Genomic DNA, 19747 nt, shown 5'->3' with positions numbered 1-19747 from the left:
GACAGACTGACGATGTTATTTGCCGTTACTTTTTGGGTGGTATTGACCGGCCAATTTCTAGTTTATTGACGTAGCATGAACGAGTTTAAAACCACGATACAGAAAAAATGGACCCGTTTTGGGCTGAGTTCGCTTCGAACACAGACTCAGTGGCATTTTTTATTGCTGTTTCCGTGGTTTATCCCTTTGATTACGTATCTGGCTCTGGGTGATTCGTATATCGCTGATTTCTGGACGTTCATAAAAATCACTTGTCTGAATTTAACCATTGCCTCTGCCTGTTTGGTTACCCTCGATTTATTGACACAGGCAGTGATTCGGCGCTATCCTAATTACGGCCAAACCTGCCCCCGTGTGAGTCGGCTATTGTTGGTTTTTATGCTGGTTACGCCCCTGTTTATTTTCGGTACGTTATTCTTATACGATTATTTGCAGGTATTCGGGTACGTATATGACCATACGAATACAGGACAGATTTTATTGATTAATGTTGGCGCGAATCTGTTATCGGTCAGCATCGACGAAACAACCTACTCGCTGGCGAAATGGCGAGAAAATGCCCTTGAACGCGAACAACTGAAAAAAATAAATCTACAGAGCCAACTGGCCAGCTTGAAAAGTCAGGTAAATCCCCACTTCTTGTTTAATAGCCTCAACTCGCTGTCGTCGTTGATAGCCGACGAGCCAGAACAGGCCGAACAATTTGTGGACGAGATGGCAAAAGTGTATCGCTATCTGCTTCAAACTAATGAAAGTGAATTGACTACGCTCTCCACTGAGTTATCGTTTATCGATTCATACTACCACCTCCTGAAAACTCGCTATCGGGCTGGTATCCGATTGGAAGTAGACGTACCAACCGAATGTCAGGCTTATTTATTGCCACCCTTAACCTTACAGATGCTGGTCGAAAATGCCGTGAAGCACAACGTAATAAGTGCCAGTAGGCCATTACTTCTCGAAATCCGGGTTGTGCTCAACCATGAATCAGGAACGTATCAACATTGCCAGTTGATGGTTCGGAATAACCTACAGCGTAAAACCGGAACGGGCGTATTATCGAACCACGTCGGGTTAAGTAATATAGCGGCAAAGTATCAACTGCTTGCCAAAACAGAGCCTTCCGTTCGTGACGATGATGGCTATTTTACAGTTATTTTACCTCTCTTAATGCCCCTAAACGCATGAATGTTTTAATTGTTGAAGATGAAGATCTGGCCGTTCGTAAACTTCGTAAGCTTATAAATGAAGTAGATCCAACGTTGTCTGTTGAGGGTGTAACGGCCAGTATCGAAGAATCGGTGAACTGGTTGCAAAATAACCCAACGCCCAGTCTTATTTTTATGGATATTGAACTGGCCGATGGACAGAGCTTCGAAATATTCGAGCAGGTCGACGTAAAAAGCACGGTTATCTTCACGACATCTTATGACGAATATGCTTTACAGGCATTTAAGGTCAACAGTATCGATTATCTGCTCAAACCAATTCAGAAAGAAGAATTACAGCGCAGTCTGAAGAAGTTTTATGATTTACGAAGCCAGCCGCATTCGGAAGAAACTGCTACGTCTGGCACTCAGTTACTGAATCTGGACAAACTGCTGCGTGAACTTCAGTTGCAGCAACAGCCCAAAGATTATCGGAAGCGTTTTTTGGTGCGGCAGGGGCAACGTCTGTTATCGATTGAAACGGCAGAAATTGCTTATTTCTATACAGATGAGCGTTTTAGCTTTTTTCGAACTCATACCAATCAGAAATTTCTGGTCGATTATACACTTGACGAATTGGCGGAAGCCCTTGATCCTGAGCAGTTTTTTCGAATCAACCGGGGAATGTTGGTAACGCACAAATCCGTTGATCAGATGCAGCCTTATTTCGGTAACCGTCTGGCACTTACGCTACGTCCTGTTTTCGATAAGGAAGCCATTGTGAGCCGCGAAAAAGTAAGTGAATTCAAAAAATGGATGGGTAAATAATCATCTGAATAACTGATACGTTGGCAACCCTGCAAAAAAACCATATACCACGTAGTAAGAAGCGTGCGGCCTATTGAGCGAAAATAGTAATTTAACTGACTATCTTTGTCGGGTTGGAAGTTGTAGGCCATATATGGATATTCGTTTACGTTCTTTGTCTGGGATTATCAGATTCTTTTTTGTTTGCATTTTTGCCGTTACAGGCATCTCAACCGTTACGTCGGCGAAGGATGGCGCCGATCCGAAAGCGCCGACTGCTGTAGGAATAACCGTGGGGGCATCGCCCGTATGCGCTGGTACCAATGTAAATCTGACCGCAACAGATTGCGGAGGTACACTACGTTGGTCTACAGGCCAGAATACGTCGTCAATCACCGTAGCCCCAACCCAGACGACGACGTATTCGTTGAGTTGTATCGTAACTACTACGTCGACCGAAACACGAACAATCACAGTTCCGGTTAGTAGTACCGGGAGTAGCTCAACGGCTACCAGTTCAACCGCCGTCAGTACGTCGGTAGTGACAACTACTAACGTAACAACCAATACGTCGACGGCTTCGGCTACTGTGCAAGTGCATTCGGCTATTGTCCTGAATCCGTCTATCGTGGCAGTGGCCTGTAACAATGGGAAAGATGGCCAGGTTGTGCTTGTTACGTCGGGAGGTTCGGGATCGTATCAATATCAATTTAATAATCTGCCTTTTCAAACCAATAATCAGTTTGGGGGCTTAATTGCAGGTTCTTATCCTGTTGTTGTGCGAGACACGCGAGGGTGTAACCTTCAAACGACTATTCAAATACCCCAACCTCCTCCAATAACCGTAAGTATCACTGTGGTTGATACCAAGTGTACTGGAGGATCAGATGGTGGAATCATTGCGGTTGCTTCGGGCGGCAACGGGCAATATCGGTATATCTTGAACAACGGTGCTCCGCAATTGACCGGAACATTTGTTGACCTTAAAGCCAATACGACCTATACTTTAGGAGTTAGTGATAAGAACGCCTGCGTTTTGTTTCAGGACGTAAAAGTTGGTGCTCCTAATACGATGGATATTAAATTGACTCCGCAGCTAACGCGCTGTTCGGGTTCGGTCGATGGAGCGATATCGGTTTCTGTAACTGGCGGAACAGCCCCATTTCAGTATCAACTTGGCACCGGTGCTTTTCAGACAGGTGCCCGATTTACGGGCCTTGCCGCTAACTCATACGACGTAACCGTACGCGATAGAAACGGATGTGTAGGCAAACAATCGGTTGCGGTTGAGCAGCCGAAACCCTTGCAAATGACGGCAACATCCAAACCAGTAAACTGCTTTGGACCGAATAGCGGCTCTATTTCGGTAACGCCCGCTGGCGGTACAGGTGCCGTTACGTATCAACTGACAGCCAGTCGAAACCCGCAAAGTAGTAATGTGTTTACTGGAGTTGCGGTTGGCGATTATACGGTTGTCGGTACAGACGTCAATGGTTGTACGAGTATTGTATCGGTTACGGTTACGAAAGCTGATACGTTGAAAGTTCAGGCATCGCCCATTCCTGCTACGTGTTGCGTTTGTCCGACGGGGGCTGTTAACCTGATTACAACGGGTGGAACCGGAATTCTCCGTCAGTTTCAGGTGGCGGGGCAGCCCTACCAGATTGGCAGTCAGATTGGGAGCCTTCGCCCCAACTCCTATCTGCTACGTGTAGTTGATGAGGCAGGTTGTACGGATTCTGTCAGAGCCGTTGTGACCGATGGAAATTCATTATCGCTTTCTATCGCAACAATAAAAGATGTGCTGTGTAAAGGTGGGAACAACGGTGAAGCAGCAGTTCAGGTTGTTGGTGGCACAAAACCATTTACCTATTACTGGTCAACGGAACGAAAAGACACCCTGAAAACATTTACAACCTCACAAACGGGGTTAACCGAAGGCGCTTACACAGTAAGCGTAGTTGACAGTAATCGTTGCACAACCAGCACCGTATTTGTAAATATTAAAGCGCAATATCTGATTCCGGCAAAACCCGTTTTGGCGCAGTCGGGTGGTACGTTACAGGTGGTTGATCCACCAGCGGGAATTCAATGGTATATACGTACGGATACAGAACCAGGAAAACCCATTGCGAATGCTACCGGAGCAACACTTACGCCATTCAACAGCGGGCAGTACTACGTTATTGTTACCAACAACGGTTGCGTATCGGCCCCTTCTGAAGCGATCAGTTTTGTTTTAACGGCTGAAGAGCGAGGAACGGGTTTATCTGTACGGGTTGTACCAAACCCAATTGTTGACCGCTTGCGGCTGGAAATTGAACAGGCAGAGCGTTCGGTGGTACAGGTTGAATTGCTCGATGCATCTGGCCGGGCTGTACGTGCTTTTGAAATTCCTGCCTTTACAGGTAAAAAACAAGCTGAATGGCCCATGAGCGGTGTTTCTACCGGAACGTATTTACTCAAAGTAAACGCCGATTCACGTCAGTCTGTGCTACGTGTCTTAGTCCAGTAATCTTTGTTAGGTTATATATAAAACCCCGCTCTGGAAGTAACAGGAGCGGGGTTTTATTATTGAAAGCATTTTAAGTAGCCTTAAAGCTTTTCTTCGAATAGTTTCAGAATACGTTTGTATTCATCCATCCAACTGGTCGGTTCTACAAAGCCATGATCTTCAACTGGGTAAGCAGCTACTTCCCAATTTTCTTTACGAAGTTCAATGAGTCGCTGTATTAGACGTACAGTGTCCTGAAAGTGTACGTTTACATCGACCATGCCGTGGCAAATAAGCAAATGGCCTTTTAAACCTTCGGCAAAATTGATGGGAGAAGAACGGCGATAGGAGAGGGAGTCACTTTGCGGTTCGTTCAGAATGTTGGCCGTATACGGATGATTATAAGCAGCCCAATCGGTAACCGGACGTAGTGCGGCTCCCGCTTTAAATACCGGAACGCCGGACCGGTCGGCCGCTGTAAACATGGCCATTAACGTAATAAAGCCGCCATACGAGCCGCCATAAATTCCGATACGGTTGGCATCAACGCCCTGCGTCTGAACGAGCCATTTGGCCGCATCGACGTGATCGTCTAAATCTTTTCCACCCATGTGCCGATAAATACCTGTACGCCAGTTTCGACCGTAGCCAGCACTGGCCCGATAATCGATGTCGAGCACGGTATAGCCTTTGTCGGCGAGCATATTATGGAACATGTACTCGCGGAAATACTGGCTCCACCATTTATGGGCATTTTGCAAATAACCCGCTCCATGTACAAACACGACGCTCTTGCCCGATGGATTTTTGGGTTTGTAAAGCCGTGCATAAATCTGCTGCCCGTCGCGGGCCGGAATCGTTACCAGCGTTGGTTCGCGCCATTCGTAGCCTTTGAAAGTATCTGTCAGCGATTCGGTCAGTTTAACAGGAGAAGTTATCGATACGTTTTTAGGTGCTTTACCTGACGAAATGGGATTGATAACGTCCACATATAACTCCCAGGGTTTATTAGTTGCCGAGTACCGAATAGCCAGCCGGGTTTCATCGGGCGAAAGTGTTACGTCGTTAGCGCCCGTCATGTTTGTTAGCCGAACCCGTTCGCCACCATTGACCGACATTCGATAAAAATGTTGTTCTCCCGGATGCACTTCGTTGGTTTGCAGAAAGAAATACGTTTTATCTTTCGAGAGCTGCACCTGCTGGACTTCAAATTTGCCCGAAGTCAGTTGCTTTTTTGCTCCTGTCAGTACGTTAAGGGTATAGATGTGTGAATAACCGTCGGCTTCAGACTGATACCAGATCGTCTGGTTATCGGCCAGAAAATTCATATTTCCGGGAGCATTCAATCCGCCAATATTTGGTCCACCAATCCAGGCATCGTCATGCTGACGGTCGAGCAGGCTGAGTTTTAGCGTTTCGGGGTCTAAACGCATAATCCAGCGATCTTTGTTGTCGAGCGACCGAACGACTACCACGCATAACTTACTATCGTCAGACCAGATTGGGCCATTAATAACTACAGAGCGGACTTTTTTAGCTGTATCCGACTTGGCCGGTTTGCTATCTTTCAGGTAGTCGGGTTTGTCGGAAATGCCCGGAATCTCTTTCACCGAAACCAGCCGAACGGTGTCTTTGGCAATGTCGTACACAAAAAACTCGTGCGTTGCCAGCGGTGCGCCTACTTTGGTTCGGGCCGGAATATCTTCGGTATAACCCGATTCTGTTACGTAGTTTGGTACCTGCGCTGTTTTGGCACCTGTCGGATTTTTAGCCAGACGATACGTAACGTAACGCCCGTTGGGACTTAGTTGCGGGTTAAATAGCCGCTTCTCATCCAGATAAATCTCTTTCGGACGATTGGGTTTATTAGCTTTCGTGATACGTTCGCCTTCGTCTTTTTTCTCTTTTCGTTCTTTCAAAATCGTTGACAAACGTAGCTGATCCTGTTTCAGAAATTTCTCTTCGTCGGTCAGTTTCGGGTCGGCTTTTTTCGTGCCAGAACGGAAATCGGTGAGTTGGGTTAGCTCGCCTGAGTTAAGGTTAATGCTGAACAGGTTTTCACTACGTCGGAAAATAACCCGTTGCTCATCGCCCGAAAAAACAGGATCGCTTTCGGTTTCGACCGTATTTGTGAGTTGCCGAATCCGGCCAGTTTTTACGTCTATCCAAAATAAATCGCCCTGACGGTCGAAAAGTCGCTGTGTACGAGCCTTATTAAATGCTTCTACAGGAGCCGTCGGTAATTTGTTACGTTCGGCAGGACTTACTTTAACAGGTTTCGACGGAACAAGTGCGGTGCTACGTCCCGATTTACTAAACGTGACTTTATAAAGCGAGTCGCTCTTGGCTTTTTCTGGGTTCCAGTTAAAATAAAGCGTTTGCGAATCGTCGGACCAGAACGGATTTGAGGGCGATGTGCCAATCCAGTCTTTAGGGTCCTGCATAATGGTTTCGATGGTGAGGGGAGAGGTGTTGGCCGACGTAGCAGTTGGTGTTGATTGTGCCAGCGCCGACGTAGCGAACAACGCGCAAGACCAACTAAAAAGGTAACGCATATTAAGACGAAGTGAATGAAATGGATGAAACCGGAAATTAGGAAGAAAAGGCTGAAAAGAGTACTTTCCGCTATGAAAACAGTGATCAACCCTGCTATAGAACCGATTGTACGCGAATTTAAAGCGGCATTACCTGTCTCTTAGCGGAGTATATCAGAACGCTCGCAAAGAAGGAGTGCGCGTATGAAAGAACAGGTAAATCACTTTCTTGAACATGCCCAAATCGCATTGGATGATGCTAAAATAGTTTAGATCTCACACAGAATTAGGTTGAACAGCATCCGCTCGATTGAGCTATAATTTATACACGGTCTAAAGGTTGGCTCTGTTTCGGTATGCGAGCGTTTATGTTGGCGAAAGATGTTATCTTGCCTAACCAAACGCTAACCGATTCGATGCGATACGTTGTTCATGCTTACGACTATACCGATGCAGATGCCCTCAGCCGTCGTATGGCAGCTCGTCCTGCCCATTTTGAGTATGCCCGTCAATTAAAAGCCAATGGCCAATTCGTGCTGGGGGGAGCCTTGCTCGACTCTGCTGGTAAAATGATCGGCTCCATGCTCCTGCTTGAGATGGAAACCGAAGAGCAGTTGAATACGTATTTGAAAACAGACCCCTACATCGTAGCGGGTGTTTGGGAGAAAATAGACGTAAAACCCTTCCGGCAGGCTGACGTATAAACAGCTACAGTAAGGCAACCAACTACAGGCTCAACAGCCAGATTGCAATTCAACCAAAGGAAGGAGTTTGATTTAACGAATGAAAATTAGCGCAGCAATATTTGATATGGATGGCCTGCTGGTGGATTCAGAACCCCACTGGCGAATTATGGAGCGGGAAGTATTTGCCACCGTGGGCTTATATCTGACCGACGAAGAGTGTAAACAAACGACAGGTTTACCCATTCTGGACGTAGTGAATTATTGGTACGCCCGCGCCCCGTGGACTGCCGAAGCAGCCGCCGGACGTAGCAATGCCGACTTGGGCGATGCTATTACCGAAGGCGTACACGACCGCATTGCGAACTTTGCCGAACCGATGCCGGGCGCGTTAGACGCATTGAATTTTTTCGCTCAGCGGGGTATTCCAACGGCTATTGCATCGGCATCGCCAATGAGCCTGATTGAAGTGGTGGTGAAACGACTCGGTATTTACGATACGTTGACACTCTGGCACTCAGCTACGTTGGAAGCTCGTAACAAACCCGCTCCCGACGTATATCTGGGAGCGGCTCGTCGGCTTGGTGTTCAGCCAGAAACGTGTTTGGCCTTCGAAGATTCGGGCAACGGACTTCAGTCGGCCCTTGCGGCTGGTATGCGGACAATTGCCGTTCCGGCCGATTTTGAGCGATATGACGCTAAATTCGCTTTAGCCGACATCGTTCTGAATTCACTCATGGAGTTTTCGCTAGAAACCCTCAATTCCTTACAAATACATACTATTCCTAACACTTAACGAGTGCCTGGCACTCTCTACTAATTTATGCGTATTTATCAGCTTGATGCGTTTACGGATCAATTGTTTGCCGGTAACCCGGCGGCAGTAATTCCGCTAAACGAGTGGCTACCCGAAGAGCAGTTGCAACAAATTGCCAACGAAAATAATCTGGCAGAAACTGCTTTTTACGTAAAAACCGACCAGCCCGATACGTATCACATTCGCTGGTTTACCCCAACGGTTGAGGTGGCTCTGTGCGGACATGCTACGTTAGCTACTGGTTACGTCGTCTTTTTTCTGGAGGAAGCGTCGAAGCCCGAAAGCGACCAGATTTTTTTTGAATCCCAAAGTGGGCAACTGAAAGTTTGCCGGAGCGACGATGGCTGGCTCACACTCGATTTTCCGGCCGATGTTGTGCATAAAGCAAATCTCCAGCCGCCCGCGCTGCTGGCGAGCGTAGTCGAAAAGCCACTTGAAGTCTACAAAGGTAAAACTGACTACATGTTGATCTATGAATCTCAGGCGCAGATTGAAGCATTAGCGCCTGATTTTCGGGAGATGAGTACTGTTCCGGCGAGAGGAGTAATTGTAACAGCTCCAGCAGATGCAGACTCCGGCGTTGATTTTGTTGCCCGTTTTTTTGGGCCGCAATCAGGTATCGATGAAGACCCAGTTACGGGTTCAGCTTTTACTACGTTAATGCCTTACTGGTCAGATAAGTTAGGGAAAAATGAACTCACTGCCCGCCAACTTTCAAAACGGGGCGGTTATCTCCGTTGCAAACTAAATCCCGGCGCAGATGAAGATCCGGGACGAGTCGATATTTCGGGACAGGTGCAACTCTATTTTACTGGCGATATCAAGGTAGGGTAATGACCCAAAACTCGTTAGATTTTTAGATAATTCTTCTATTTCGACAGCAAAGAGCCTCTAGCCAGTATCAGTATGGCTGGGCTCTTTGTTTGTTCTGATAGCAAAGGTTTGTCATTTAGAAGGTCGGTATGCTACGTATTCGTTAGTTTATGAAGAAAAAGGAACTACAGGGCGTTAAGGAGATTGCCCGGCGGGCTAACGTAGCCATCGCTACGGTCGACCGGGTGATTCATAACCGATCTGGTGTTTCGGAAAAAACCCGCGAAAAAATTAATAAAATCATTGCCGAGCTAAACTACCAGCCTAACCTGCTGGCGAGTCGGCTGGCGTCGGGGAAAATTATTACGTTGGCTGTTCTGATTCCGTCTGTTACCGAAGAAACCGATTTCTGGGAAGCACCTTTACGAGGAATTCAGCGCGCCGAATCCGAAATTCGGCAGTACGGTATTAAAGTAGAACTTTTCTTCTTCGACTTACGTAACGCCAGTTCATTTGTAGAACAGGCCAAGCGCGTATTGAACGCATCGGTGGATGGGGTTGTGTTGGCTCCCTCTTTTGTGGCCGAATCAGCGGAGTTTGCTGAAGCCTGCCAGAAAGCGGGTACGCCCTTTGTATTTATTGACTCCAATTTACCCAATCAACTGAGCTTATCGTATATCGGGCCGCCTTTGTTTCAGAGTGGTTATCTGGCTGGTAAGTTATGCACCTACGTGACGCATGAAAAGAGTAAACTGGTGGTTGTTAATATTGCCACTGCTCCCCATAGTTATGAGCAGATTGAAGAAGGATTTCGGGCGTATTTCAACGATTATAATCAGCAGTACCCAATTATCCGACTCGATATTCAACAGACCGATTATGTTTCGGTAGCGCTACGTCTTCAGGAATTGTTCAGTACTACGTCAGATATCGACGCCGTGTTTGTGAGCAACTCCAGAGCTTTTTTAGTAGCTCGTTTTCTCGAAAGTGCGCCACTTTTCCGTAAACCATTGCTGATTGGCTATGATTTTGTGAACGAAAATACCCGTTATCTGGCCAATGGCTTAATCGACTTTCTAATCTGCCATCAGCCCGAAGATCAGGGGTATCGGAGCATTATGGCGTTGTACCAGTTTCTTGTTTTTTCGGCTCCGGTTACCAAAGATTACTACATGCCAATCGACATCGTCACCCGAGAGAATCAGACTTTTTATCGAAATTGAAGCTGTTTGCTATACGTATCATATCGCGATAGATTCTACGTTCAGTGACCCTGTAGACAAAACTTTTTAGGAGTTTTTAGAAAATGATTTGACACCTGAAAAAACTTGTTACATTTACGGGTACGTACCCGTAAATGCTGATATGTGCTTTACTTTTCGATCTTTAACCTCTTTTACTCATGTTGAATGTACGTAATCCGCGAAGAGTTTTTCTGAAAAATGCCGCTATAGGCAGCCTGGTACTTGGTCTGCCAAACTCGTCCTTGGCGTGGTTGAGCAGGAGTGAGGTTGCGGCTGGAAAACGAGTCGGTATTATTGGCCTCGATACGTCGCATAGCACCGCTTTTACTAAAGTGCTGAATGCTGCCGATGCCAATCCTGAGTACGCAGGTTATAAAATTGTGGCGGCTTACCCTTACGGAAGTCGCGATATTGAAAGCAGTACGAAACGGATTCCGGGCTATATCGAAGAAGTAAAAAAACTAAACGTCGAAATCGTTGACTCTATTGACGATTTGCTGAAAAAGGTCGACGTAGTGCTGCTCGAAACCAACGATGGTCGACTGCATCGGGAGCAGGCAATTCAGGTGCTAAAAGCAGGAAAGCGGGTATTTATCGACAAACCGATTGCGGCATCTCTGGCCGACGTAGTGGCTATTTTCGATGCTTCGAAACAGTATAAAATTCCACTTTTCTCTGCGTCGTCGCTACGTTATATAAAAGGTATTGAAGGATTAGACCGAAGTCAGGTGACGGGTGCTGATGCATTTAGCCCGGCGGTTCTCGAAAAAACACACCCCGACTTTTTCTGGTACGGCGTTCATGGCGTCGAAACGTTGTATACGGCAATGGGAACTGGTTGCCGCGAAGTAATACGTATACATACCGACGGTACGGACGTAGTGGTAGGAACCTGGGCCGATGGACGTATTGGTACGTTTCGGGGGACACGAACTGGAAAGCACGACTACGGCGGAACCGTGTATACGCAGTCGGGCAATGTGAAATTAGGGCCCTATAGCGGGTATGAACCGTTGCTGAAAGAGATTATCAAGTATTTTGAAACAGGTAATGTGCCTGTTTCGCCTGAAGAAACAATCGAGATTTTTGCCTTTATGGAAGCCGCCGACGAAAGCAAACGGCAGGGAGGAACGCCGGTACGTCTGGATAACGTGATGAAAAAACTTAAAAATAAATAAGTAAAAAGCTTCTTTTTGTTACTCAATTCTAGCATAATGATGATGCTGAAATTCAGGACTTAAAGATCATGAATTCATTTACTAAACCACAGCCTTCGGCTGACTATTCCTAAATCTAATCGATTGATACGCAACGTAATATCGTATATGAAAACAACGGAAACCGCATCTGACGATCATTCGCGAAGGACCTTTCTACGACAAACACTTACCGGTGCCGCTACGTTGGCGGCTGGTGGAATTCTTCCCGGTTTTAGCCCGCTGAGTTATGCCCGGATCGTTGGGGCCAACGAAAAAGTACGAGTGGGTGTAATGGGCGTCAATAGCCGTGGACTGGCATTGGCCGGAAATTTTGCCTTACAGCCCAATTGTGAAGTTGTTTCGATATCGGATGTCGATACGCGGGCAGCCGAAAAATGTATCACAGCCGTTGAAAGTGCTCAGAAATCGAAACCTAAAAATGTTCCAGATTTCCGAAAGGCGCTGGACGATAAAGATGTTGATGCATTGGTTGTTGCCGCTCCTGATCATTGGCACGCACCAGCGGCTATTCTGGCTTCGAAGGCGGGTAAGCACGTGTATCTGGAGAAGCCGTGCAGCCACAATCCAAACGAAGGGGAACTGCTGGTAGCGGTTGCCAAAAAATACAAAAACGTGATTCAGATGGGTAACCAGCGCCGGTCGTGGCCCAACGTAGCGCAGGGAATTCAGGACGTAAAAAACGGCGTTATTGGTCGACCCTATTTTGTAAAAGGCTGGTACACAAACAATCGGGCGTCGATTGGCGTGGGAAAAGAAGTGGCGGTACCTTCCTGGCTCAACTATGATTTATGGCAGGGGCCCGCTCCACGTCGTACTTACAAAGACAATCTCATCCATTACAACTGGCACTGGTTGTGGCACTGGGGCACCGGCGAAGCTCTCAACAATGGTACGCATATGCTCGACCTGATGCGTTGGGGACTGGGTGTAGAATATCCAACAAAAGTAACTTCTACTGGTGGCCGCTATCGCTACAAAGACGATTGGGAAACACCGGATACACAAGTGATTAGCCTGGAATTTGCGAACAATACGTCGATGACCTGGGAAGGACGTAGTTGTAATGGACGTACTGTTGAAGGTACTAGTGTAGGAGTCATTTTTTATGGCGATACAGGCTCTCTTCTAATCGAATCGGGTAATTCATACAAAGTATTCGATCTTGATAACAAGCTGGTGAAAGACGTAAAGAACGATTTGCAGATTGATCCGCGTAATCGAATGAATCCGTCGCAGGCATTGGACGCGATTCATATCCAGAACTTTTTCGACGCTATCAAAAAGGGTGCGCCACTGGCTTCCGACATTGTGGGGGGGCATCAGAGCACACTACTTTGCCAGCTCGGCAATATCGCGCTACGTTCGGGCGGAATGCTCAACATCGACCCCACCAACGGCCATATCAAAGACAATAAAGAAGCGCAGAAACTCTGGAAACGTGACTACGAAAAAGGTTGGGAACCAACGGTTTAATTTTTAATGAAGAATGGATAATGTAAAATGAATAATGTAGAGAGGAAATAGGAAACACGTCTTCCTTAGACCTTCCTTTCTGTATTCTTTATCATTGCCTCTACATTGTTCATTCTACATTATTCACTCTTCATTATTCTCTATGAGTACATTAGCTATAGATGCGCGGAGTTTGACCAAACGGGATACCACCATTTCGATTCTGCTGATTGGGGTGATGTTTTTTATCTTTGGGTTTGTTTCCTGGGTTAACTCCATCCTGATTCCGTATTTTAAAATTGCCTGCGAACTCACTAGTTTTCAGGCGTATCTGGTAGCATTTGCGTTCTACATCGCCTACTTCGTGATGTCGGTGCCAGCGTCGTATCTGCTTAAAAAAGTAGGTTTCAAGAAGGGAATGATGGTTGGTTTCTGGGCGATGGCATTAGGTGCATTTATTTTCGTACCGGCAGCCATGACACGGACTTACGTCATTTTTCTGATCGGCCTGTTTACCATCGGTATCGGACTAGCCATTCTGCAAACCGCTTCGAATCCGTACATTACGATTCTTGGCCCGAAAGAACGGGCGGCCCAACGAATCAGCATGATGGGTATCTGCAATAAAGCTGCCGGTATTCTGTCGCCCCTGATTTTTGCCGCCGTTATCCTGCGCCCAACCGATACCGATTTGTTTGCCCAGCTGAAAACGATGGGTGTTGCCGAACGGTCGGCCGCGTTAGATGAACTCGTGCGTCGTGTTATTCCGCCGTATATAGTTCTGGGAAGCTTTTTATTTATTCTGGGCTATCTGGTTTATCGGTCACCTTTGCCCGAACTGAACACCGAAGAAGAAAGTCCGGACGTAGCAATAGCCAATTCTGGTAAAACCAGTATTCTACAATTTCCGCATCTTGTGCTGGGTGCGTTTGCCATCTTTTTTCATGTTGGTTCGCAGGTAATCGCCATTGATTCGGTAATTGGGTACGCGGGTTCAATGGGAATCGATCTGCTGGAAGCGAAGGTTTTTCCTTCATATACGTTGTTCTGTACTATCTGCGGCTATCTGATTGGCATTGCTACTATTCCTCGATTTATTAGTCAGGTCAATGCGCTACGTATCTGTACGTTGCTGGGTACTACGTTCTCCTTGCTTATCATCTTCGCCAAAGGTAGCGTTACGTTGCTGGGCCACTCCACCGACATATCACTTTGGTTTGTGGTTGTGTTGGGGCTAGCGAACTCGTTGATTTGGGCCGGTATCTGGCCGCTGGCGCTGGATGGACTCGGCCGATTTACCAAACTCGGCGCATCGCTGCTGATTATGGGGCTGTGCGGAAACGCGATTATGCCGCTTTTCTATGGCTACTTTGCCGACCAGTTCGACCTGCGGACGGCGTATTGGGTGTTGCTTCCGTGCTATATCTATCTAGTTTTTTACGCAATTAAAGGGCATCAGATACGGAAATGGGCATTCTGAAAATAATCAACGGTACGTTACTAACGCCCTATCGTTACGTTAGTGGAGGAACCGTTGTGATTGAAGACGGCAAAATTCGCGGTGTTCATGAAGGTGATATCGACGTACCCGATGCGACTGTACTGGATGCCGAGGGGAAATACGTAGCACCGGGATTTATCGACATTCACGTACATGGGGGAGGAGGCTACGACTTCATGGATGGTACCGAAGAAGCGTTTCTGAAGATCGCAGAATTGCACGCTCGTTATGGTACTACGTCGCTGGTGCCCACTACGTTAACGGCTGAAAAAGAAGACTTGCTTCAGACTCTCGATGCCTATGAACGGGCCATCCAAAACAACTACAATGGCGCTACGTTGCTGGGGATACATCTGGAAGGCCCCTATTTTGCCCTTAGTCAGCGGGGAGCGCAGGACCCGCGTTATATCCGAAATCCAGACCCGGAGGAGTATGAAGAAGTTCTAGCCTATTCGTCGTCTATCGTTCGCTGGAGTGCCGCTCCTGAATTGCCGGGCGCGGTTCCGTTTGGCCGTCGATTGCGCGAAAAAGGAATTCTGGCAGCCGTGGCTCATACCGATGCCATTTATGAGGACGTACTGGAGGCTTATGAAAATGGCTATTCGCTGGCCACGCATCTATACTCGGCCATGTCGGGCGTAACCCGCCGAAATGCGTTTCGATATGCGGGTGTCATTGAAAGTGCGTTTCTGCTCGATATGGATGTTGAAATCATTGCCGATGGTGTGCATTTGCCTGCGCCGTTGCTCAAGCTGGTCTATAAGATCAAAGGTGCCGATAAAACGGCGCTGATTACCGATGCGATGCGCGGGGCCGGTATGCCCGAAGGCGAAAGCGTGCTGGGTTCGTTCAAAAATGGTCTGAAAGTGATCATAGAAGACGACGTAGCGAAACTGCCTGATCGAAGTTCGTTTGCGGGTAGCGTAGCCACAACCAATCGATTGGTACGTAATATGGTGCAACTGGCCGACGTATCATTGCTCGATGCGGTGCGTATGGCAAGCACAACCCCCGCGCGTATCATGGGTGTAGATGCACGAAAAGGAACATTAACACCCGGAAAAGACGCCGATATTGTCATTTTCGACAACAACATAACCATTGCCGCTACGTTCGTTGGCGGGAAACTTATCTATTCAACATAAACGAATTTCACACGTAGTATGACATCTGTAACACCATCTAGCCACACATTCCGTGTAGACCAGCTACAGGTTAACTTGTTCAGTAATCGACGAGAGTTGGGTATGTCGGCCGCTCAGGCTGTAGCCGGTCAAATCAGCGCGTTACAGCAGCAACAGGATTTTGTTACTATCATTTTTGCATCAGCACCTTCGCAAAACGAATTTCTGGAAACATTGGCCAACGAAACGGGTGTCGACTGGGAACGGGTTCGTGCCTTTCACATGGATGAATATGTAGGATTATCCGCCGATGCTCCACAGAATTTTGGTCAGTTTCTGAAAGTGAAACTTTTCGATAAAGTAGGCATTCAGTCGGTTTATTATCTAAATGGCAACGCTACTGATGCGGAGGAAGAATGCCGTCGGTATGGTGCCTTGCTTGAGCAATACCCAACTGATATTGTGTGTATGGGCATCGGCGAAAATTGCCACATTGCTTTCAACGATCCACACGTAGCCGATTTCAACGATCCGGTATTGGTAAAACGGGTGCAGCTCGATTTAACTAGCCGGATACAGCAAGTACACGACAAGTGTTTTGACTCATTGGAACAGGTGCCAGAGTATGCCCTGACGCTAACCATTCCGGCATTGGTACGTGCCAAACACGCCTATTGCATGGTTCCTGCCAGCCACAAAGCCGACGCTATTCAGCACACACTGGTTGATGCCATTTCTGAAAAATACCCGGCCACCATATTACGTTCACACCCCGACGCTACGTTGTTCATCGACAATGACAGTGCCGCCAAGTATCTGGATGAGACTACGGTTGTGTAATAGTTGCCTACAGTCTGCTCATTTAATTTACAAAAGGGCGACAACGTAGTAGGTAGGTAGTTTTAATTGACAGGATTATTACTATTCTTTCATGTATATTTAGTTATGAGCATAGAAAAACGTTCCCTTTTTCACATAAAATAACTATGAAAAAATATAGTTATACCTACATTTGGCTCTTTAATTTATTGATAATGAATGATTTAATAAAATAGCCGTCAGAGTGCTACGTCCATTAGAAAAAGGATTAAGACAGTCCAGTGCGTATAATCTTTTGGATTTAATCAAACGCTCAGTCAGAGTGCTACGTCCATTAGAAAAAGGATTAAGACATGATCTTCGCCAGTGCATTCCGTAGTTTGTTTGCTTGTCAGAGTGCTACGTCCATTAGAAAAAGGATTAAGACCCAATCACTGTAATGTCACCTGTTTTGGCGACCTTAGTCAGAGTGCTACGTCCATTAGAAAAAGGATTAAGACTAACTGAATGAAAATCTTCTTTAGAGACATTGGCGAATTCATGTCAGAGTGCTACGTCCATTAGAAAAAGGATTAAGACCTGTTGTAGTCTGTGCCTAACCATAGTTTAGTGCCATGTCAGAGTGCTACGTCCATTAGAAAAAGGATTAAGACATATTTATATAGGGCACCTTTTCGCTGTACTGAGTACGTCAGAGTGCTACGTCCATTAGAAAAAGGATTAAGACTTTTGCTCAGTTAGAGCTTCATAAGCTTGTTCTTCTGTATCAGTCAGAGTGCTACGTCCATTAGAAAAAGGATTAAGACAGTACAGCTGTGCCAATGCATCGCCTTCTTGGCGTCAGAGTGCTACGTCCATTAGAAAAAGGATTAAGACTATCTTTTGAATTATATGTTGTACCTAACCATAATGGTGTCAGAACGCTACGTCCATTAGAAAAAGGATTAAGACCGCAAAACCTTTTTCTCAAGATTGATAATCTTAGTGTCAGAACGCTACGTCCATTAGAAAAAGGATTAAGACAGAAAAAGCCTGCAACTATAAGTCACAGGCTTTATTGTCAGAACGCTACGTCCATTAGAAAAAGGATTAAGACACGAAACGAAATATCCCATATTCTACGGTTAGTGTCAGAACGCTACGTCCATTAGAAAAAGGATTAAGACCCTATTACGGTAATGTCACCCGTTTTAGCAACTTTCAGTCAGAACGCTACGTCCATTAGAAAAAGGATTAAGACTCGACTAGAAGTATAGCTACACAGTAAATAAGTAAGGGTCAGAACGCTACGTCCATTAGAAAAAGGATTAAGACTCATCATAATCTATTCCATAATATTTATGTCCTTTAGGGTCAGAACGCTACGTCCATTAGAAAAAGGATTAAGACTTATGCATTTAAAAAGCTATAAAATTAGGTTTATTATGGTCAGAACGCTACGTCCATTAGAAAAAGGATTAAGACCCCCAGTGTTTTATCTAAGCACACCAAATAATCTTCGTCAGAACGCTACGTCCATTAGAAAAAGGATTAAGACACTGCTCCTTGACAGATTCAGTGGTTACGAGTTCGGTCAGAACGCTACGTCCATTAGAAAAAGGATTAAGACATGCTCCTTATGCTTATGGTGGTCTAATGCCTCTTGAGTCAGAACGCTACGTCCATTAGAAAAAGGATTAAGACCTGGTTCTAAACTATATCATTCAGACGATGGAAACAGTCAGAACGCTACGTCCATTAGAAAAAGGATTAAGACCCCAGGCCAAGGTTGGTCTGGTTCTAAACTATATCATGTCAGAACGCTACGTCCATTAGAAAAAGGATTAAGACCCTATTACGGTAATGTCACCCGTTTTAGCAACTTTCAGTCAGAACGCTACGTCCATTAGAAAAAGGATTAAGACTCATCATAATCTATTCCATAATATTTATGTCCTTTAGCGTCAGAACGCTACGTCCATTAGAAAAAGGATTAAGACCATCGAACTGATAGGCGCTGTATACATTTCGTCCATACTGTCAGAACGCTACGTCCATTAGAAAAAGGATTAAGACCAATATCTATCGGAGCCTTGAGCAGCTCCTGAGTAGCGTCAGAACGCTACGTCCATTAGAAAAAGGATTAAGACTAATCCTTTTAGTACTTCAGGTCTCCAGCGGGGGGTCAGAACGCTACGTCCATTAGAAAAAGGATTAAGACAGCACCACGTGGAGCACGTGTATTTGAGGTAACAGGTCAGAACGCTACGTCCATTAGAAAAAGGATTAAGACTTTTAATCGGTTTCGATTTTTGTGTAAAGAAGAACATGGTCAGAACGCTACGTCCATTAGAAAAAGGATTAAGACTAATCCTTTTAGTACTTCAGGTCTCCAGCGGGGGGTCAGAACGCTACGTCCATTAGAAAAAGGATTAAGACACTAGTTTGTGGACAGTCAATGATGATAGTTTCGTGTCAGAACGCTACGTCCATTAGAAAAAGGATTAAGACTGGATTCGAAGAAATCCAATAGACCCGAAAGGAGGAGGTCAGAACGCTACGTCCATTAGAAAAAGGATTAAGACAGTATTGAGTTTTTCTAACTCATCTTTAACATACTCAAGTCAGAACGCTACGTCCATTAGAAAAAGGATTAAGACAAAGCCCGTCCATTTCTGAACGGGCTTTGTTATTTGTCTGAAAGTAAGATTCAGTTAGATCAACCGAGCTTCTACCCAATCTATAATAGTTTCCGCTTCATATAGGCCGCTTTCGGCAATGGCTACGCTAATGGCACCATCGTAGCCCATAAACATATGCAGATTCTCATAGGCTACCGTATAAGTGCCTACGATTTCCTTGTCCAGCTTTGCCAATTCCTTTTTATAAAAGTCAACGTCTTTTTCTGTGTTTGTTTTCGGGGTAACAGCATCCAGTGCAATGAGTACTCCCTTATAAGCCTGATGTCCTGCTATTTTTACGTATTTTTTGACCGAGTAGAGGCCGTCCTCTTTTTTAGCGAATTTGCTCAATGTCTCCCTTGCCTGATTAATGTAGCGTCTTGCTTCCTGAACGGGGTTATCATGCATAGGGGCAATAGTTAAATCTGTCC

At 45.9% G+C, this 19747-nt stretch carries 14 protein-coding genes and 1 CRISPR repeat array; of the genes, 12 read left to right on the top strand and 2 right to left on the bottom strand.

Translation table 11 applies throughout. The annotated features are described in order from the left end of the window. Positions 1 to 75 precede the first annotated feature (75 nt). From ACYVD4_RS19230 to ACYVD4_RS19220, 3 genes are all read left to right on the top strand, one after another. The gene (locus tag ACYVD4_RS19230) at positions 76 to 1188 is read left to right on the top strand and encodes a sensor histidine kinase (protein WP_460948572.1); all 1113 of its coding nucleotides are present in this window, start codon (positions 76 to 78) and stop codon (positions 1186 to 1188) included. After that, complete coding sequence (locus ACYVD4_RS19225; protein WP_460948571.1) at positions 1185 to 1976, top strand: LytR/AlgR family response regulator transcription factor; 792 nt, start codon at positions 1185 to 1187, stop codon at positions 1974 to 1976. Before ACYVD4_RS19230 ends, ACYVD4_RS19225 begins: the two co-directional genes overlap by 4 nt. A gap of 133 nt (positions 1977 to 2109) precedes the next feature. Then, on the top strand, positions 2110 to 4470 hold the full coding sequence (locus ACYVD4_RS19220; RefSeq protein WP_460948570.1) for a T9SS type A sorting domain-containing protein: 2361 nt from the start codon (positions 2110 to 2112) through the stop codon (positions 4468 to 4470). Between the two features lie 80 nt (positions 4471 to 4550). Here the strand turns inward: ACYVD4_RS19220 and ACYVD4_RS19215 are convergent, their stop codons facing one another. Next, on the bottom strand, positions 4551 to 7004 hold the full coding sequence (locus ACYVD4_RS19215; protein WP_460948569.1) for a prolyl oligopeptidase family serine peptidase: 2454 nt from the start codon (positions 7002 to 7004) through the stop codon (positions 4551 to 4553). A 335-nt stretch (positions 7005 to 7339) separates the two neighbouring features. Here ACYVD4_RS19215 and ACYVD4_RS19210 point away from each other — a divergent pair, with 335 nt between their 5' ends. From ACYVD4_RS19210 to ACYVD4_RS19170, 9 genes are all read left to right on the top strand, one after another. Beyond that, a complete protein-coding gene (locus tag ACYVD4_RS19210) occupies positions 7340 to 7687 on the top strand; it encodes a YciI family protein (protein ID WP_460948568.1) in 348 nt (115 codons plus the stop codon). 79 nt (positions 7688 to 7766) lie between these two features. Further along, positions 7767 to 8462, top strand: a complete 696-nt coding sequence (gene hxpB, locus ACYVD4_RS19205; protein ID WP_460948567.1) for a hexitol phosphatase HxpB — start codon at positions 7767 to 7769, stop codon at positions 8460 to 8462. 27 nt (positions 8463 to 8489) lie between these two features. Beyond that, entirely contained in the window at positions 8490 to 9317 is an 828-nt protein-coding gene (locus ACYVD4_RS19200) for a PhzF family phenazine biosynthesis protein (RefSeq protein WP_460948566.1), read from the top strand. A gap of 149 nt (positions 9318 to 9466) precedes the next feature. Continuing rightward, complete coding sequence (locus tag ACYVD4_RS19195; RefSeq protein WP_460948565.1) at positions 9467 to 10519, top strand: LacI family DNA-binding transcriptional regulator; 1053 nt, start codon at positions 9467 to 9469, stop codon at positions 10517 to 10519. Positions 10520 to 10698: 179 nt separating this feature from the next. Continuing rightward, positions 10699 to 11718 carry a Gfo/Idh/MocA family protein gene (locus ACYVD4_RS19190; RefSeq protein ID WP_460948564.1) on the top strand — a complete coding sequence of 340 codons (1020 nt, stop codon included), beginning with the start codon at positions 10699 to 10701 and terminating at the stop codon, positions 11716 to 11718. 147 nt (positions 11719 to 11865) lie between these two features. Then, on the top strand, positions 11866 to 13233 hold the full coding sequence (locus ACYVD4_RS19185) for a Gfo/Idh/MocA family protein (protein WP_460948563.1): 1368 nt from the start codon (positions 11866 to 11868) through the stop codon (positions 13231 to 13233). A 142-nt stretch (positions 13234 to 13375) separates the two neighbouring features. Further along, entirely contained in the window at positions 13376 to 14692 is a 1317-nt protein-coding gene (locus tag ACYVD4_RS19180; RefSeq protein WP_460948562.1) for a sugar MFS transporter, read from the top strand. Further along, positions 14680 to 15858, top strand: coding sequence for an N-acetylglucosamine-6-phosphate deacetylase (gene nagA, locus ACYVD4_RS19175; RefSeq protein ID WP_460948561.1), 1179 nt, complete (start codon positions 14680 to 14682; stop codon positions 15856 to 15858). Before ACYVD4_RS19180 ends, nagA begins: the two co-directional genes overlap by 13 nt. Positions 15859 to 15876: 18 nt before the next feature. Beyond that, positions 15877 to 16677, top strand: a complete 801-nt coding sequence (locus ACYVD4_RS19170) for a glucosamine-6-phosphate deaminase (protein ID WP_460948560.1) — start codon at positions 15877 to 15879, stop codon at positions 16675 to 16677. Between the two features lie 217 nt (positions 16678 to 16894). Further along, positions 16895 to 19295: direct repeats of the CRISPR family, unit length 37 nt; unit sequence GTCAGAACGCTACGTCCATTAGAAAAAGGATTAAGAC. A gap of 54 nt (positions 19296 to 19349) precedes the next feature. On the opposite strand, the gene ACYVD4_RS19165 is transcribed toward ACYVD4_RS19170, so the two are convergent. Further along, the gene (locus tag ACYVD4_RS19165) at positions 19350 to 19724 is read right to left on the bottom strand and encodes a DUF5618 family protein (protein WP_460948559.1); all 375 of its coding nucleotides are present in this window, start codon (positions 19722 to 19724) and stop codon (positions 19350 to 19352) included. Positions 19725 to 19747: the final 23 nt, after the last annotated feature.

Source organism: Spirosoma daeguense (genome assembly GCF_054776875.1).
Note: the sequence above shows the minus strand (reverse complement) of the source record. Positions and strands in the feature narration are given on the sequence as shown.

Bases quoted from the DNA above. Each gene is read 5' to 3' on its own strand.
- ACYVD4_RS19230 (WP_460948572.1), top strand. From the start codon at position 76: ATGAACGAGTTTAAAACCACGATACAGAAAAAATGGACCCGTTTTGGG.
- ACYVD4_RS19225 (WP_460948571.1), top strand. From the start codon at position 1,185: ATGAATGTTTTAATTGTTGAAGATGAAGATCTGGCCGTTCGTAAACTT.
- ACYVD4_RS19220 (WP_460948570.1), top strand. From the start codon at position 2,110: ATGGATATTCGTTTACGTTCTTTGTCTGGGATTATCAGATTCTTTTTT.
- ACYVD4_RS19215 (WP_460948569.1), bottom strand. From the start codon at position 7,004: ATGCGTTACCTTTTTAGTTGGTCTTGCGCGTTGTTCGCTACGTCGGCG.
- ACYVD4_RS19210 (WP_460948568.1), top strand. From the start codon at position 7,340: ATGCGAGCGTTTATGTTGGCGAAAGATGTTATCTTGCCTAACCAAACG.
- hxpB (WP_460948567.1), top strand. From the start codon at position 7,767: ATGAAAATTAGCGCAGCAATATTTGATATGGATGGCCTGCTGGTGGAT.
- ACYVD4_RS19200 (WP_460948566.1), top strand. From the start codon at position 8,490: ATGCGTATTTATCAGCTTGATGCGTTTACGGATCAATTGTTTGCCGGT.
- ACYVD4_RS19195 (WP_460948565.1), top strand. From the start codon at position 9,467: ATGAAGAAAAAGGAACTACAGGGCGTTAAGGAGATTGCCCGGCGGGCT.
- ACYVD4_RS19190 (WP_460948564.1), top strand. From the start codon at position 10,699: ATGTTGAATGTACGTAATCCGCGAAGAGTTTTTCTGAAAAATGCCGCT.
- ACYVD4_RS19185 (WP_460948563.1), top strand. From the start codon at position 11,866: ATGAAAACAACGGAAACCGCATCTGACGATCATTCGCGAAGGACCTTT.
- ACYVD4_RS19180 (WP_460948562.1), top strand. From the start codon at position 13,376: ATGAGTACATTAGCTATAGATGCGCGGAGTTTGACCAAACGGGATACC.
- nagA (WP_460948561.1), top strand. From the start codon at position 14,680: ATGGGCATTCTGAAAATAATCAACGGTACGTTACTAACGCCCTATCGT.
- ACYVD4_RS19170 (WP_460948560.1), top strand. From the start codon at position 15,877: ATGACATCTGTAACACCATCTAGCCACACATTCCGTGTAGACCAGCTA.
- ACYVD4_RS19165 (WP_460948559.1), bottom strand. From the start codon at position 19,724: ATGCATGATAACCCCGTTCAGGAAGCAAGACGCTACATTAATCAGGCA.